The organism is Citrobacter sp. Cf136, from assembly GCF_030333815.1.
GTDB classification, from domain to species: Bacteria; Pseudomonadota; Gammaproteobacteria; order Enterobacterales; family Enterobacteriaceae; genus Citrobacter; species Citrobacter freundii.
In genome coordinates, this window is record NZ_JAOWFE010000041.1 from 108,236 (window position 1) to 124,402 (window position 16,167).

12 protein-coding genes are annotated in these 16,167 nt (G+C 48.7%); 4 read left to right on the forward strand and 8 right to left on the reverse strand.

Annotated features, from left to right (window positions below; genetic code table 11):
* Nucleotides 1-2 precede the first annotated feature (2 nt).
* From OGV98_RS22265 to OGV98_RS22290, 6 genes are read right to left on the reverse strand one after another with little or no spacing between them, the layout of a single operon-like run.
* Nucleotides 3-1,373, reverse strand: a complete 1,371-nt coding sequence (locus OGV98_RS22265) for a hypothetical protein (RefSeq protein WP_003845999.1) — start codon at nucleotides 1,371-1,373, stop codon at nucleotides 3-5.
* Nucleotides 1,370-2,581 (reverse strand): lipopolysaccharide biosynthesis protein, encoded by a 1,212-nt coding sequence (locus tag OGV98_RS22270; RefSeq protein WP_003037176.1) that lies wholly within the window; start codon nucleotides 2,579-2,581, stop codon nucleotides 1,370-1,372. The genes OGV98_RS22265 and OGV98_RS22270 overlap by 4 nt, the downstream gene beginning before the upstream one ends.
* Nucleotides 2,578-4,707 carry a GumC family protein gene (locus OGV98_RS22275; protein WP_003839730.1) on the reverse strand — a complete coding sequence of 710 codons (2,130 nt, stop codon included), beginning with the start codon at nucleotides 4,705-4,707 and terminating at the stop codon, nucleotides 2,578-2,580. The genes OGV98_RS22270 and OGV98_RS22275 overlap by 4 nt, the downstream gene beginning before the upstream one ends.
* A gap of 2 nt (nucleotides 4,708-4,709) precedes the next feature.
* The gene (locus OGV98_RS22280; protein WP_003037180.1) at nucleotides 4,710-5,267 is read right to left on the reverse strand and encodes a polysaccharide biosynthesis/export family protein; all 558 of its coding nucleotides are present in this window, start codon (nucleotides 5,265-5,267) and stop codon (nucleotides 4,710-4,712) included.
* 1 nt (nucleotide 5,268) lies between these two features.
* Nucleotides 5,269-6,555 (reverse strand): outer membrane beta-barrel protein, encoded by a 1,287-nt coding sequence (locus OGV98_RS22285; RefSeq protein ID WP_003839728.1) that lies wholly within the window; start codon nucleotides 6,553-6,555, stop codon nucleotides 5,269-5,271.
* Nucleotides 6,545-7,960, reverse strand: coding sequence for an undecaprenyl-phosphate glucose phosphotransferase (locus OGV98_RS22290; RefSeq protein ID WP_003846001.1), 1,416 nt, complete (start codon nucleotides 7,958-7,960; stop codon nucleotides 6,545-6,547). Before OGV98_RS22290 ends, OGV98_RS22285 begins: the two co-directional genes overlap by 11 nt.
* A 1,040-nt stretch (nucleotides 7,961-9,000) precedes the next feature.
* Between OGV98_RS22290 and OGV98_RS22295 the strand changes: the two genes are divergently transcribed.
* The 4 genes from OGV98_RS22295 to OGV98_RS22310 are packed head-to-tail and all read left to right on the forward strand — an operon-like array spanning nucleotide 9,001 to nucleotide 13,979.
* On the forward strand, nucleotides 9,001-9,588 hold the full coding sequence (locus OGV98_RS22295) for a fimbrial protein (protein ID WP_003839725.1): 588 nt from the start codon (nucleotides 9,001-9,003) through the stop codon (nucleotides 9,586-9,588).
* A gap of 54 nt (nucleotides 9,589-9,642) precedes the next feature.
* Nucleotides 9,643-10,314, forward strand: a complete 672-nt coding sequence (locus OGV98_RS22300; RefSeq protein WP_044713295.1) for a fimbrial biogenesis chaperone — start codon at nucleotides 9,643-9,645, stop codon at nucleotides 10,312-10,314.
* A 13-nt stretch (nucleotides 10,315-10,327) separates the two neighbouring features.
* Nucleotides 10,328-12,886: a fimbria/pilus outer membrane usher protein gene (locus OGV98_RS22305; protein ID WP_192468367.1), complete on the forward strand. Its 2,559-nt coding sequence runs from the start codon at nucleotides 10,328-10,330 to the stop codon at nucleotides 12,884-12,886.
* Nucleotides 12,887-12,896: 10 nt separating this feature from the next.
* A complete protein-coding gene (locus OGV98_RS22310; RefSeq protein WP_202581034.1) occupies nucleotides 12,897-13,979 on the forward strand; it encodes a fimbrial protein in 1,083 nt (360 codons plus the stop codon).
* Here the strand turns inward: OGV98_RS22310 and OGV98_RS22315 are convergent.
* Nucleotides 13,972-15,423 (reverse strand): sensor histidine kinase, encoded by a 1,452-nt coding sequence (locus OGV98_RS22315; protein ID WP_202581033.1) that lies wholly within the window; start codon nucleotides 15,421-15,423, stop codon nucleotides 13,972-13,974. The two genes, OGV98_RS22310 and OGV98_RS22315, sit on opposite strands and share 8 nt — an antisense overlap.
* On the reverse strand, nucleotides 15,410-16,084 hold the full coding sequence (gene tctD, locus OGV98_RS22320; RefSeq protein ID WP_032938097.1) for a transcriptional regulator TctD: 675 nt from the start codon (nucleotides 16,082-16,084) through the stop codon (nucleotides 15,410-15,412). The genes OGV98_RS22315 and tctD overlap by 14 nt, the downstream gene beginning before the upstream one ends.
* Between the last annotated feature and the right edge of the window lie 83 nt (nucleotides 16,085-16,167).

The window sequence follows — 16,167 nt, forward strand, 5'->3', positions numbered from 1 at the left end:
AATTACCCTACGCAGCGAAGGACGGTTCGACGAATCACTAAACTTGCACCTAGTGATAAATAGAACAGGAATTGTAACATCGGTGTAATCATCAGTATCTGGCTGTAAGGTAAGCTAATTAAGCAACTGATAGCAAAAGCGTTAAACGCCGGTGCAAAACTCAGCAACTGGAGATCCTGCTGGTCCAGTTGTTCAAGTCTCAGTAATGGCTTTGGCTGACAAACTTTCAGGATATAAATGAATAAGCTAACAAAGAGTAATGTACCAATCGCCCCCACTTCCCACAGCAGCATACTCAGGGAAGTCGAGTCGAGGATTAAGTTGTAGATAATATTCAAAAATCCCGGCGACACCGTACTACCACTGTTAGTGGCGTTGAGTCCGTAGCCAAATAACGTTCCTGAAAGCCCCCACAGATCGTTATTTTTCAACCAGAACAGGAACGTCGTAAAGCGCCCTAATTCACCGGTAGACATAATGTAGTTTGGATCAAAGATATAGCTTAAGGAGTCGATAAAAATACTTAACGAGCTTTTCGATGGATCGCCGCCGAACGCCGTAGAATAATAGTACGCTAGGATCACAATCGACAGGCTAATGAGCAACAGCATTCCCGCCACAATAACCAATAACGTCTTCAGATTAACCTTACTAACGTCTTTGACGTAGCTCGGTGAGAGCCACACCCACGCCAGGAATATTGGCGATAGCAGGATGACAAACTTCACTTCACCAATTATGCATAACCCGATACCGAGAACAATATGCAGCGCCATGGATTTGAACGTGGTGAGCCCATGCTTATATTCGGAGACTTTTAACAACATAATTAACAGGCAAAACAGCCCCATTGCGGCAGTATTCCCGCCCCCCATGGGGTCACCGCCAAACGTGCCAACCACGGAGTCCCATTTCTCATCTTCGCCGCGCACCGCGACGCGCTGGGGAACGACCAGTAAAACCTGATAAATCATTACCGGGATCTGCGCGTAAAAAACCCAGTACAGATAGCGTGTTACACGATAAATCTGCGACTCCCGGCAAAACCCTAGCAGCAAACAGATCATCACCAGCGACAATGCAATTTCGTTTTTAAATGCCACAATCGCGACGGTGATCCCGCCCTGAATCAACGTCGATGTCCCAGCCAGTACCAGGAACGAGAAATACAACGCCAGAACAATCGTCTCTTGCGCATCCAGTTGCAGCGAGCCATCACGCGTCTGCATCACCAATAATCCCACCATCAATAAGGTGAGGAAAAAAGGTATCCACAGCACTGACTGCATACCGGTAAAGTATTGCACCAAGCCACACAGGATCAGCGTGACAAAAGTATAAACCTGTAAATAGTATCCGGTATTCAGTGTCATATTATCACCGGCTTGTCTTTCAGGAGATTGGCTCGCTTATTCATTTTCAGATAAATGAAGGCGTAGCGAATAAATGTCAGTGAAGAAAACAAGATGACCGACGTTGCATAATCTTTATAAAAATAGGGCGTCACGACAAAAGCGAATAGTACAATCGCCAGCTGTTCCAGTTGGATACGCAGAAAATAGCGATGGGAACCAAAAATAAGTTCTATCACCGTCAGAGGGCTTATCGCCAGCGCAGGGAATAAATAGGGCAACATGTAGCGCGACGTCTCAATGGAGTTAATCCAGTCTTCGCTAAAACCGAGGCGCATCACAATCGGATAGAAAATAAAAACCCCAAGGGTACAGATAACCCCTAGTACCAGCAATAGCATACGTACCTTGGTATATTCCTGATAGTTAAAGGTATTATTTCTGAAGTCGATAGACCACTTGGAGAAAATAGTATTGCGTACCGCGTTGCCGATGATCACCACCGGTGCCAGGCAAAAGCGGCTAACCACGGAAAAATAACCCGCCGTCAGCGCCGAGAACCAAAAGTTAATCAGCATAATCGGCAAATTGCTGCTGGCCATCGCCAGCACTTCCGCACTGCCCACTTTGGTAATGTGATGAATATTCTGTTTGAAAAAATGCCAATTACTGGCGGGTCGCAGATGTCTGGCTGCCACCGAACGAATATCAAACGAATGCAAAATACAGCTTATGGTCAGCGCCATCGTCGCGCAGGCCCACGACCAATAAAACAGCTGTACATAATGCGTAACCAGAACCGAAAGTAATACCACCACTGAAACAGAAATACGCTGGAAAATCAGAAAACGAAAGTTGGCCGTGCGTAGCGACAGGTTTTCCGAGATCAAAACCCACGCCGTTGCCAACGTCAGCAAATAGAGAAACAGGATGTTCTGGTGAAACAGCCACGCGGTGAGCACGGCGTAAGGTAAGGCAATGATCGTGCTTTGGATCAGGCAAAACACAACATTCTGTACCAGTTCGTCATCCTGCTGTTTAGGAATTAACAGCTGTGATGCAAAGGTACACACCTGAGCGCCCACCACGGCGATACTGTAGTTGAGTGCATAAAGCCCCACCTCAGCCATATCGTACTTGTGTGAAATCAACCAAATAGACAGTGCACCAATCAACTGCGAGATGACTGATGAACCGGCTATTGTGGAAGCGCTCTTCAGTAGACTCATACGCGGCCTGGCGTGGTCATCAGTTGATCGGTACTGAAGTTCAGTGAACGCAGACCTTCTTGCGTCTCAAGATCTTTTTCTTCAACCGCATTGAGTACCGCGCCAATTACCACGCCGTTATTCTCTTCCAGCTTATCCAGCGCGTTGGCGATTTGCCCGGCGGACCCCGTCCCGGCTTTCACGATGAAAATCACCCCATCAACGGCGCGTTTAATCAGTTGAACATCCTGACTCTGATTCACAGCAGCGACATCAATAATAATGCGCTGATAGTGCGATTTCAGTTCGCGCATTAAGGGCTCAACGTGCCCCGACGACAGCATCAGTAAAGAAGAGATGGTTGTCTTGCCGTGCGGAATAAAATCGAGATGATCACTGAGCGTAATCCGCGCCTTTTCAAGCTGAACCTCCCCGCGCAACAGTTCTGCCAAACCTGCGGATGTTGCCGACGCCAGTTCAGAAGAGAGCCCATCAGTGTTAAAGAAATCCGCATCAATAAGCAGTGTTTTCTGGTCGAAACTAAAAGAGTTAGCTAACAGATTCGCCAACAAAGAACGCCCATCGCCGTGCTCCGTCGACGCCACCGCAAGCGTCTGTAAAGGTCGATTATCCAGCATAATCCGGGTACGGATACCGTGCACAATATCGGCATTCAGCGGGTTCTTCATGATCATGTCCCGCACCTGCGCGCGCCCTGAGGTTCCGCTAAAACGACGGATTTCACCCAGCGGAGCAACATTGAGCCGTTTTTTCATGCGACTGAGGGTACCGATTGAGTTATCCATTGCCGCTTTAACAATGAAATACATGATACTGAACACCACCACCAGCATGACCACCATCAGCAACAGCAAAGATTTATTCGGTTTCGCCGGTTTTAATGCGGGTACCGCAGGGTCGTATAACACCGCATCAGCATTCACGCCGGACAGAGACAGCTCTTGAGTACGTTGATAAAGCGATTTATACAGGTCTTCCATTTTATCTAACGACAGCTTTTGACTGTTCCAGGCATCCCGTTTTGACGCCATTTTCTGGAAGATCTCTTTCTGCTCAGTCACCTGCTGTTGATAGTTTTTTTCGTCCGCCAGCGCCGCCAGATATTGCTGGCGTAAACCGACTTTCAGCTCACCCAACACTCGTCCAGTCTGGTTTTGGATCGACTGAACATCGGCCTCTGCTTTTAAAATGGCGGGATTTTTTGGCCCGTAGACTTTACGCTGTTCGGACAACGTTCGTTGCGCCTGAATCAACGCAATGCGCAAATCCTGGATCTGAGCATGATTAGAGACCGAAGGCAGCGAGATAACGCTCTCAATGGACTTACCTCCCCCGTTCACCTCGTTATAGACGGATTCAGCGGCAACCCGACGCTGAGTTGCATCGGCCAGGCGATTGGTTACGATACTTAACTGCTCGGTTTCAAAACCATCGATTCCACGGAAGGTCAGCAGCCCGGCATTTTTCAGATAGTTGTCCATCTCGTCTTTTTGCTTAGCTATCGACTTCTGAATCTCTTCCATTTTTTCAAAATTCAGTTCGCGAGCTTTCTCCACCTTCAGACGCTTCTGCTCCACCGTGTAGTTGATGAAAGCCTGCGCGACGCCATTCGCAATGTCAGCCGCAACCTGTGGGGACGTTGATTCATAGGTAATAGACGCCAGGTTCGTCGTACGAATACCAATGACATTCAGATTTTTCGCCAGCGTTTTCAGCGCTTGTTCCATTCTCAGTTGCCGACTTTCATTGCTATCAGCCCCCCGAGCACCGGCTTTTTCCCCGGTAAACTCCGGGTTTTCATCCAGCTTCATATCACGTATGGCTTTCTCCAGCACAATACGTGAATGCATCAACGCATATTGTGTTTCGTAGTAACCACTACGCGTTGAATCGAAACCATCAACCTGTGGAAACGGAGAAACGTTATCAGCTTGCGCCTTAATCAGCACCGTCGCCGTTGAAACATACTTTGAGGACATCATGCTGATTAATGGATACGCGACGACCCCGGCAACGATACCGGCCAGTGCGATTTTCCAGGCGTTCTTTTTCAACTCTTTGGCAAAGCGGGAGAATTCGACACTGCTTTCTCGTTTTTTGCCGTTTTCCACTATAGATAGTTTCATCGTTAGAAGAACCCCATGCCAATAATCACGACATCCCCTGGATGAACAGAGTGCGTTAAATCGACATTCTCAAGCAGCTGATTGCTACCCGACAGACGAATGTTGATATCTTGACGGTCCGCACGGTCTGTAAACCCACCCGCCTGCGCAATAGATTTCTCGACGGTAAGCCCTGGCTCATAGGCGAAGCCATTTGGACTTTTCACCTCGCCTGAAACATAGTATTTGCGGAACTCGGCAATGCTCACCGTCACCATCGGAGTGGTAAAATAATCTCCGGTCAGGCGTTGAGTTAATTCTTTTGTCACTTGATCAACGGTTTTATCTTGTAATTTAAGAGCACCAACAAACGGGAAATTAATTTCCCCACTCTTATCCAAAATAAACCGCATCGTCATATCGGGTTGACCATGAACAGCGATATTGACCGTATCCCCCGCCCCAAGTCGGTAATCCTGCTGAACAGTAGCAGGATCGTCCATTAATCGCGGGCTGGACGTTGTGCATCCGACCAACAGGATACTGAAAAGCAAAACCGCGCACAGTTCTATTATTTTCATTTTAGATCTGAACCTTAGCTTTAAGCATAATCATAGAATTATCATAACCCAACGTTCTAATAACTTCCTGATTGTCGTTGGGACCGATATAAAACGAGTCAGTATCCCTATTCGAATTTAATGTATCTATCTGATATTTAATCTCAAAATTAACCGACGGCGTATAGTCATAGCTCATGGTTACGCTAAACACACCATCTTTATCATGTCGATCCTTGTTCTGTTTTTTATAGTCTTCCGAAGTGAATGAGTAGTCCAATAAAGTAGAAAAACGAGTGCCTAACCAGAAATGCTGGTAAGAAAGGCCATACTGGGTCACTAAAATATATCCCCCAACTTCCGATGGGTCTTTAATGCTTTGCGCAGAGTGGGCCGTGAAAACTGATTGTTGTAATGGCTTCCACTCCGCTTTTATGTCCCAGTTTAGACCATTAAAATCATGCGAGTTTGCGTTGTTTTCAAATGTTTTATACAGCCATGAAATATTCATGTCGACATTGGTTTTCCCCGTCAACTGCGACTTCAGGCCATACAGCAAATAGTACTCATTAGTGTCTTTTTCTGAGTTGTTATCATAGCGACGCTGGTTAGTAATAAAACTATAGCGAAAGCGCGTTCTGGATGTGTACTGGTCAAAAATTTCTGCCACCAAGCTATTTTCGTGCCATTCCTGTTCCTGAATATAATTGTAGAAGTCTTCACTGCTGTCCCGTACATCAGACGTGTTGCCGAAAGTGAGTTTTTTATACAACAACGCCAGTTCCGCTTTCCCACGCCCATCAGGTGCGCCGTAACTGTAACGCAATTCACTGTTGATAAAATTCGTCGTCAGTGGAGATGTAATCCCATACTGCTCGAATTGGCCCGGGAGAAAACCCTCGGTAATACCGCGACCACGGGATTCATGCCCAAGCGTATCCTCCAGATTGAGGGTTAGACCATGCTTGAGCCCGTACCGCCAGGCACCGTTAAAACGGAAAAAATGATCGTTATAGTTATCAGCGGAATCACTGGAGTAGTTACGATAATCTCCGGAATACATCAGTAAATACTTATCCTGACCACGCTCTCCGATCATACTCAGTACAGGCGCTGCGCTCTGAAACGAGGAACCAATAGCATCGCTGCTATGTGGCTGATAAGAAACGTTATCATTATAACCATAATCCACAGCGACCTTGCCCTGGAAGTCGATTCCCGCAAAGCCAATGTGTGATTTCGGGGTTAAATCAGCCCATGCGGGCTGCGATATCACGATTCCGGTAATCACTATCAATTTAGTATGCATTCTTACCGACAAATCCTTTGAAAATAGTTTTAATGATGATTTTTATATCCAGCCATAACGACCAGTTTTGAATGTACTCAATATCGTACTGAACCCGTTTTTCCATCTTATAAAGCGCATCGATTTCCCCGCGGAAACCGTTGATCTGTGCAAGCCCAGTGATCCCAGGCTTCACTTTATGGCGGATCATGTAATTTTCGACCTGTTTGCGGTACTGCTCATTATGCGTTACCGCATGAGGTCTGGGACCGACAATCGACATACTTCCCTGCAAAACGTTAATAAATTGCGGAAGTTCATCCAGCGAAGTGCGGCGTAAAAAGCTCCCGAATTTGGTTACCCGCGGATCGTTTTTCGTGGCCTGAATAACCGTATCGGAATTCTCCATGACGCGCATAGAACGAAACTTCCAGACCTTAATTTTTTGCCCGCTAAGACCATAGCGGTCCTGTTTGAAAAACACCGGCCCGCGGGACGTGAGTTTGATACCAATGGCAATAGCCAGCATCAGCGAGGAAATCATCACCATAATGATGCTGCCAAGAACCAGATCTTCCGCCCGCTTAATAAACGACCCCGCCCCTTCAAACGGTGAACTGAAGATACCGATAGTTTGCAGGTTGTGGATGGAGCGTAACTTGGACATGTTGTTACTATAGGTATAAAAGTCAGGGACAATATAGGTATCTACGGTGGTGTCAGACATCATCGCTAAAAAATGACGAATTCGGTGTAAAGCAACCATCGGTAAAGCGATGTAGATTTCGTCTATATTTCCCTGCCTGGCTTCCTCAACTAAATTGCTCACCGAGCCGCGAAAGGGACTTTTTATTTTCTCCACCACATCGCCGCAACGGGATGGACTGCGCTCATCATAAAATGCCAGGTCTAATTTGATATTGGCATATTCAGTGGTCAATGCGTTTTCCGCCGCCAGACCGTTCTCAGTAAGCCCAATCACAGCAACGCGAATATTTTTCCTGGCGGTGTATTTGAAAAGAAAAAAGCGGATATAGTATAGAAAAGGTAATGGAATGAAGTACCAGTAAATAATGGCTGAATAAAACGGTGAAGGCAGTCTGTCTAAGTAGCCGAGTGATTCAGGCTCAGCCACCGTCATACTGACCAGTTCGTTAAAAAAAATCGCCAGCAGCGTACAAAAAACCAAGCGTTTTTGATTACGCAAACCGATCGTCTTAATCTTTTGCTGGTACATTTTAATGTATTCAGCAAACAGTAAGAAAAAGATCGAGAAGAGAAGACTCAAAATCGCAATGGTGTTAAAGGGCACCAAACCCAGCAGATGGGCGCTAAAAATTAACACCACATTGATAACAATGAAATCGACCAGTTTTAAAAAGACCGGATATCCTTGACTGCTAATCTTTAGCGAATTTTTAAGCATATCTCAACCTATTATCGATTGATCTTTAATTGTTTTTTTCTTATTTCATGATGTTAATTATATCACAAGCTTAAAAAACACAAGGGTAGATTGTCAGCAAATGTAAAAAGAAAGATAGTAAGTTGTGACAAGCACCTCACAAGATATCAGCATCAATATGATTTTATTGACTATTAAAATCAAGCTCGATTTATTATCCACATTAGAAAATATAATTACCTGCAACAAAAATCGCATTGACAGATAACAATTCATGAACTAATAGCAAGTGCAATTGTATGATGAATACCCGGGTCACTTACTGGGGTAGGCTCATCGGGAGCCTCTCACTTGCCGCCTTCCCACAACGAGAAATCCGTAGCATATATAAGCGTATATAATATCCTTTAGAAAAATAACACGGGAATATATTAACAAGAAAATGATTAGCAAGCTTACTGTAAGCGTAATGCTTACTGATTGGATCATAGAATTATCGTCATTCTGATGTACAAAAATGAAGAACAATCAAATTCAGCACAAAAAATTTAGTTTAAATAATTGTAGCAACTCCGATGACTGGAGATGACCAACATGACTTTACAGGTATAAAAAACACACTGTAACTGATCAACCCCAAAATGAATATCACATCTCGCTAATATCAACATTCTGCGAATTTATACATCTAACAACAGCAATTTCAACACAGATCAACCCGCTCATTCAAAACACCAAAAAAGAATAAATGACAACATTGATATTTTGTTAAATGTACCACAACGATAATCCCATACGTTATTTATAATCATGTATACACCGTGTTAAAAAACCTGAAAAGATTACTGAAACACCCTTTCATCACACATAAAAAATTATGTTTACTTATTTTTCGCAAATAAATAATATCCGCAGTGGATTACTTGTTGAGCAATTTACAAACGTTAATCGTTTCTTTCAAATGAAGTCCTGCATCATTTTTTGACATTGATGTACTCCGGCTGAATCTGCGCCTCTGACAAGTACTCTTCTGGGTAAATAATAAATTTAACGGAGTTATGATGAAGAAAATTACACTCACCTGCACCGCGCTGGTTGCTTTGTTTGCGGCTAATGTTGGCGCGGCAGGAAGTACTAATTACGCCACCACCGCGGGAGCAGGTTCTAAAGCCACCGCGACGGTCCATTTTACCGGTGAAATTGTTGCCAGCACCTGCGTGGTGAACACCGCCAATCCAACAAATACAAACGTCGTATTACCACAAGTCACCAACCAGTTATTTGGCGGCGCGGGCTCTACCACCGGCGATACTCAGTTTACGTTGCAATTTACCGGCTGTAGTGGCGCAACGGGAGCACACAGCTATGTGGTGGTCTTTACCGGTAAAAATCCTGGCAGTAATACCACATTGTTGGAAGCAACTCGTACAACAGGAGCAGCCACCGATGTCGGCATTGAAGTGGACAATAAAGGTAACTCAGGTAAAGCCCTCGATTTCTCCGCTAGTCAGAATGAAGTGTCATTGACACCGAACCAAAACGGCGATGCACATATTGATTTGGTCGCCAAATATCAGCAAATAGGCGCAACGCTGCCTGCGGCAGGCACAATTACTGCGGATATGAATTACACCGTCATTTATAAATAACGGACGTTGATTGCTATGGATGGCACTGTTCCCTGAATCTGGAAAGTGCACCTGATGAATAAAGTCTTCTTTTATCTGTTGCTGTGCGTGGTTAGCACCGCACACAGCGCGATTAATTTGGGTCAAACACGCGTTATTTATAATGAGAACGATAAAGCAGCGATGTTTGACGTCAACAATAATACAGACAAGCCATATATGGTACAGACATGGCTGGATAAGGGTAATCCGGATGAGACGCCGGCCAATCTGCCAATGATAATTACCCCGCCGATCCTGAAACTCGACGGCCATAAATCCGCCGTGTTGCGGGCGATTTACCAGGGCAACGGGTTTCCCCAGGATGTTGAATCGGTATTGTGGATTAACGTGCAGGAAATCCCCACCATTGAAAACGAGGAAAATACCTTACAACTGGCGCAACGTATTCGCATCAAACTCTTTTATCGCCCTGCGGGGTTGAATATGACGCTACCTGAAGCGGTTGAGAAATTACAGTGGCAATGTCACGGAAATACTCTGCGTGCCGTTAATCCGACACCGTTACATATTTCTCTGACGCAATTGCATATTAACGGCCAAAACGTTGATGCCGATATGGTTAATCCTCATGGCGAACGCACGTTTACGCTGTCGCAGCAAAAAGTTAGCCACATCGACTTTAACTGGGTAGATGATTACGGCGGTACTAACGCGGTCAATAACGTCCCGATATCGTGTTATTAAGCCAGGGGTTGCAATGATGATAAAAAATAAGCAACCGCAACGGTTTAAGGAAAGGGTCTTTACGCTGTCAACGTTGGTCCTGTGTATGCCTGCTTACGCCAGCGGTGCGCCACAGTTTAATACCCGCTTTGTGCATGGTGCGCAAAATATCACCTCCGTGGTGCAAATCGCCCGTAATGATGGGCTTAGCGAAGGGACGTTTGAATACGATATTTATATTGATCATAGCTTCGTTGAGACGCGCAATGTTGCCTTCAAAAGACGTCAGCCAGAAGGCAAGCCACAACCCTGCCTAAGCGCTGACGATCTGCGCAGATACGGGATTAAAATCCCGGATGACCGCAGCGATACCTGCATTGAGCTCACAGCGCTGATAGCAAACAGCCGCCTGACGGCAGATGCAAACTACCAGCGTATTGATATTTCAGTGCCGGAAGCTTTTCTGCTCTCGACCGCACACGATGCAGTCCCGGAGTCTGCCTATGACGATGGGATTAATGCCGCTTTTGTCGGCTACAACGCCAATACCACCCGCCTGGTCGAACAGGGTCAGGATCATGACTCCGTCTTTGCCAGTTTTGCCAACGGCATCAACCTGGCGGGATGGCATTTCCGTAACCAGTCCACGTTCAGCTACGCCAGCGGTTCAGGCCGCCAGTGGCAGGCGGTTTCTACGTGGGTGGAGCGCAATATTGTTGCGCTACGTAGCCGCTTGCGCATCGGGCAAACCTACACGGATGACAATGTGTTCGACAGCATCCAGTTTACCGGGGCGCAGCTCACCAGCGATGAAAATATGTTGCCTGATAGCCAACGCGATTTTGCCCCGGTCGTTCGTGGCGTCGCCAACAGCAATGCCACAATCGAAATCCGGCAAAATGGCTACCTGATCTACAGTAAAAACGTCGCGCCGGGCGCGTTTGACATCGACGATATTAACCCCAGCAACCAGAGTGGCGATCTGGATGTTAGCGTTATTGAAGCCGATGGCAGCCGTCGCAATTTCAGCGTGCCTTATTCGGCGGTACCGAACATGCTGCGCGCAGATAACAGCCGTTTTCAGTTTACGGCCGGGGAATACCGTGACGGTTACAGTGGCGGCTGGCGGCCCCGTTTTGTCCAGGGAACGTTGAGCTATGGCCTCAGCTCTGGAACCACGCTGTACGGCGGTTTACTGGCGGCGGAAAGTTACAACGCGATTGCCACTGGGGTCGCTCAGGATCTGCATCAGTTCGGCGCGATCTCCTTTGATATCACCACCGCCCGAGCACAGCTTGCCAGCGGAGAAGCGTCCACGGGGCAAAGTTACCGTTTCCTGTATTCTAAATCGCTGAACCAGTACGGCACGGATTTCCGTCTGGTTGGCTACCGCTACAATACATCCGGCTATTACAGCTTTAGCGACACCATTAACGAGCATAACAGCTGGTCCTCGGGTTATTACGACATCGCCTATGACGACCCCAATCAGCAGCTGCGTTACCCTGGCGAGCAGCACAACAAAAAGCATTACTACACCAGTAACTACAATAATCGCCGCCAACGTTTTGAGGTTTCTGTTAATCAGCGTTTGTGGGATAACGCCTCGCTTTACGTCAGCGCCAGCCAGCAAAACTACTGGCACAACGGGAGTCACGACCGCACGATACAGCTGGGTTACAACGATACGCTGGGGAAAATCAACTGGAGCGTATACGTGCAGGACACCCGCAACCAGTACGACTACCAGGACCGCAGTATCAACCTGACGTTATCCATCCCATTTGATTTCATGGACAGCCACGGCTTTGTCTCTGCCAACGTGATGCATAGCCAGCAGAATGGCGACAGCTACTCCACCAGCTACAGCAACACCGCATTTGACGATCGTCTGAGCTGGGGCGTTCAAGGCAGTACCACCGATCGACAGGATTCCGCTGCCGGCGTTAACGCCGCCTGGCAAGGCGACAAGATGAACGTTCAGGGAGGCTATAGCGCCGGGCGCAACTACCAGAATATGAATATGGGCATCAGCGGCGGGGCGATGCTGCACGCAGGCGGCGTTACGCTTATGCACTCTCCGGGTGACACCATGGTGTTGGTCGAGGCTCAAAATGCCGACGGCGTCCATATCCAGCAACAAAACGGCGTGGCGATAGACGGTAACGGCTATGCGGTCCTGACTGCGGCAGATGCCTGGCATTACAACGTGGTGAGTCTGAATACCGCCGATATTGGCGCCGGTCTGGATATTCCCCAGGCACAGAAAAAAATTGTCCCGACAGAGAAAGCCATCGGCAAAGTCGTGTTTGAAACCTTCAGCGGGCGCAACTATCTGGTGAATGCCGTCATACCTGGCAACATAGCCCCGCCGGTTGGTGCGATCGTTCGGGATGCAAAAGGCCGCAATCACGGCCTGGTCGGTTTGCATGGCGCTCTGTATGCCAGCGGCGTGGAAGATAATTCGCGCCTGGAAGTGCGCTGGGGCTCACATACCAATGAACACTGCTTTATTCAAATGCCGGATAACCATCACCAACCGGTGAAGAAAATCGGATATACACAAATTACTGCCCAGTGCGTCGGTTCGTAAGGTGCAATCAATGAATCCGTTAAAAATAGTTAAACTCGTGGTGCTGTTTTGTTTGCCGATCTTCAGTAGTACAAGCTATGCGGTTACCTGTACAGCAAACAGCGTCTCTGTACACGTTGATCCGATTAAAATTAGCCGCAGCACCGCCGCCGGAGACACCGTCTGGGTGTCCAATTCACAGACCGTTAGCGTCACCTGCAGCGACACGGACCATATGCCCCAGGGTGAAGCGGCCAGAATCTACATCGATCCCGACCATGAGTTTGCGCATTTTTTGCAGGGAACCAATATGAAACTGGTGGTGAGCATCGATGGTCGTTCTTACGATCAGAGCGCGCAGGCCGTCACCACGCAATATCAGGCAACGCTGCCCCGAACAGGTTCAAACGGCTACTGCAATAGTAACAGCCACAGAAATACCAGTGCCTGCCTGGCACTTCCGCAAACTTTCTCTGTCACCTTTAACCTCAGTCTGGTCGCCACCGGAAAGCTCCCGGATCCTTTGCCCGCACTGGCGGGTCGCACCATCAACAAAGTTTTCGTCGTCGACGGTATTGGCAGCATTAACTCTTGCAGTACGCATTGTTCCGCCAGCAATCCGGCAAAAAACTTTGGCCCCGCGCTGACCGGCCTGAATAACATCAGTTATATCAACTGCGAACCGATCGTCTTGATCGCCTCTGATAAGGGAACGGATACCGTCGAGTTTGGCAGGATCAGCATTACCGAAGCCAAAGCGGGCAAGGATAACAGCCACAGCAAACAGTTTGCCGTTATCGCTGCAGAAGCTGCCGGGAAGCATGAATGTCGCGGCATCAATTACGCGATAACCTTTACCGGCACCACGCACAACAGCGGCACGGTTTTTACCGGTCAGGGTACGCCGGATATCGGCGTTACGCTTCAGGATGCTGCACGGCCCGGCGCCGGGGATATTATCAGCGGCAACCGCATCGATTTTACCAGCGGCGCGTTTAACAACCAGAGCGACAGTCGGCGCAAAGAGTTCATGGCGACCCTGTTCTGGCTGAAGAACCCTCCTCAACCAGGCGCATTTAGTATCCCGGTCAATGCGACAGTGACCTTTAAATAACGGGCGCAGGACGACACCGATCGTCCTGCCCTTCTCGCTCCAGACATAAAAACCGCATCCGTACGCTTAACCCGCCTAATGCTTCACTCCGGGATAGCTGTGGGTGCGTACGATGCAGGCGAGCAATGTCGTTGACCAGCGCCAGACCGATTCCTGCCCCAGGAATATTGCCGACGTTATCCAGACGATGAAACGGGAGCAGCGCCTGATGCACCATTTGTTCATCAATGCCTGGCCCGCTATCTTCAACCACCAGCACCACAGCCTCTCCTTCTCGCCGCAGTCGGGCAGTCACCACGCCATACGGCGGCGTGTATTTCAGTGCGTTATCCAGCAGATTCCCGCACAGTTCCCCGAGCAAGACTTCGTCGCCCTCGACCCACACCGCGTCCTGATCCCCTTCATAGCCCAGATCGATCCCTTTACTACGCGCTTGCGCCAGCCGGGTAAAACAGCTGCTTTGCACCACCTCATACAGATTAACTGGCGAGAAATGCCTTTCCCCTTGCTCTTTGCGCTTCACCGCAGACAACTGCAACAGCCTTTCAGTCAGTTGAATGGTGTTATCCAGCGTGGTACTCATGGCTTGCAGACTCTCGTACCACTGCTGCGGCTGCTGACTGGCGAGAGCCACCGCCGCCTGAGTTTTCAGCACTGCCAACGGCGTTTTAAGCTGATGGGAAGCATCCGCGCTGAAGCGCTCCTGGCGAGAAATCAGGCCGCGAAGTCGGTCCAGATAGCGGTTAAACGCCACAATCAGTAGACGGGTTTCCGACCACGGCAGCAGCTCCGGCAGCGGCGTCAGTAGCCCCGGCTCACGACGCACCATCAGCGATGACAGCTGGCGCATCGGGCGCAGCACCCGGCGCAGCAGCCAGCCAACCAGCACCAGAGTCAGTAGTACCAGCAGCCCTTGCGAAACCCACGAGGAAAACAACAGCTGTCGCGCCAGATAACGCCGCGATTGCAGCGTTTCGGCAACATAAATCTCCGCCATGCCAACAATGCCACCTTCGTTGACAGGCTGCAGCAGACGCGCCACACGGATTGCCTCACCGCGATATTCAGTGTGATAAAACCATGCCAGCGCCGGATAAAGCCGCGTGCGCGAAGTTGCAGGTGGCATCGCCGGTAAATCGTCATAACCAGAGATAACCTTCCCCGCCGGATCAACCACTTTGTAATACAGTCGGTCGTTCATATTCAATTCAAAGCTGTCCAGCACCACCCATGGCACATTCACTTCTAACTGTTTATTGCGCACCACCAGCCGCTCGGAGACGGTCCTGGCGGATGAAAGCAGCGTGCGGTCATACGCCTGGGTCGCCGCCTGTAGCGCACTGACATAGCTGTTAAATGCTGACAAGCCCCACAGCAACATTAGCGGCAGGCCCAAAAACATCAGCAGTTGCAGGTATAGCGATTGGGGTTTAACCCACTTCATCGCTACGCTCCAGCACATAGCCCAGACCACGCAACGTGGCGATGCGCACATCACTTCCCTGTAGCTTTTTGCGCAAACGATGGATATACAGCTCAATGCTTTCAGGACTGACCTCATCACTCAGGCTGAAGACCTGCTCAAACAACTGCTGGCGTGAAACCGGTCGCAACCGACGGTACATCAGCACCGTCAACAGCGCCTGTTCTCGCGGCGTGAGCGCCAACGACTGCCCCTGCAACAGAAAATAGCCTTCATCGTGAAACGCCAGCTCCCCCAGTTGCTGTATGCCTTGCACCTGTCCCGCACTGCGACGCAGCAAGGCTCGCAACCGAGCATCCAACTCCTCTATTTCAAACGGTTTTGCCAGATAGTCATCGGCTCCGACGTTCAACCCTTTCACCCGATCGGCCACCGCGCTACGCGCCGTCAGCAGCAGGACAGGAAGCGTCTGCCCGCGTTTGCGCAGCCGCTTAACGACTTCCAGACCATCCAGCCCCGGCATATTGATATCCAGCACCGCCAACGCGTATGTTTCGCCATGTAAAAGATGGTCGGCCGCCAGGCCATCAAAAACGCAGTCAACGGCAAAACCGTTTTGCACCAGCGCTTTCTCCAGCCAGTGAGCTAACTCACGGTTATCTTCCGCTAATAAGAGACGCATATCACATCCTGTAAAGTTTCTGCCGCATTGAAAGGGAATTGAAAGGTTAATGTTTTAACAATCACGCAACCGAACTGCTACAC

Excerpts from the sequence above, each read along its gene's own strand:
- OGV98_RS22290 (WP_003846001.1), bottom strand. The coding sequence starts at position 7,960 with ATGCTTAAAAATTCGCTAAAGATTAGCAGTCAAGGATATCCGGTCTTT.
- OGV98_RS22300 (WP_044713295.1), top strand. The coding sequence starts at position 9,643 with ATGAATAAAGTCTTCTTTTATCTGTTGCTGTGCGTGGTTAGCACCGCA.
- OGV98_RS22280 (WP_003037180.1), bottom strand. The coding sequence starts at position 5,267 with ATGAAAATAATAGAACTGTGCGCGGTTTTGCTTTTCAGTATCCTGTTG.
- OGV98_RS22315 (WP_202581033.1), bottom strand. The coding sequence starts at position 15,423 with ATGAAGTGGGTTAAACCCCAATCGCTATACCTGCAACTGCTGATGTTT.
- OGV98_RS22310 (WP_202581034.1), top strand. The coding sequence starts at position 12,897 with ATGAATCCGTTAAAAATAGTTAAACTCGTGGTGCTGTTTTGTTTGCCG.
- OGV98_RS22265 (WP_003845999.1), bottom strand. The coding sequence starts at position 1,373 with ATGACACTGAATACCGGATACTATTTACAGGTTTATACTTTTGTCACG.
- OGV98_RS22285 (WP_003839728.1), bottom strand. The coding sequence starts at position 6,555 with ATGCATACTAAATTGATAGTGATTACCGGAATCGTGATATCGCAGCCC.
- OGV98_RS22270 (WP_003037176.1), bottom strand. The coding sequence starts at position 2,581 with ATGAGTCTACTGAAGAGCGCTTCCACAATAGCCGGTTCATCAGTCATC.
- OGV98_RS22295 (WP_003839725.1), top strand. The coding sequence starts at position 9,001 with ATGAAGAAAATTACACTCACCTGCACCGCGCTGGTTGCTTTGTTTGCG.
- OGV98_RS22275 (WP_003839730.1), bottom strand. The coding sequence starts at position 4,707 with ATGAAACTATCTATAGTGGAAAACGGCAAAAAACGAGAAAGCAGTGTC.
- OGV98_RS22305 (WP_192468367.1), top strand. The coding sequence starts at position 10,328 with ATGATGATAAAAAATAAGCAACCGCAACGGTTTAAGGAAAGGGTCTTT.
- tctD (WP_032938097.1), bottom strand. The coding sequence starts at position 16,084 with ATGCGTCTCTTATTAGCGGAAGATAACCGTGAGTTAGCTCACTGGCTG.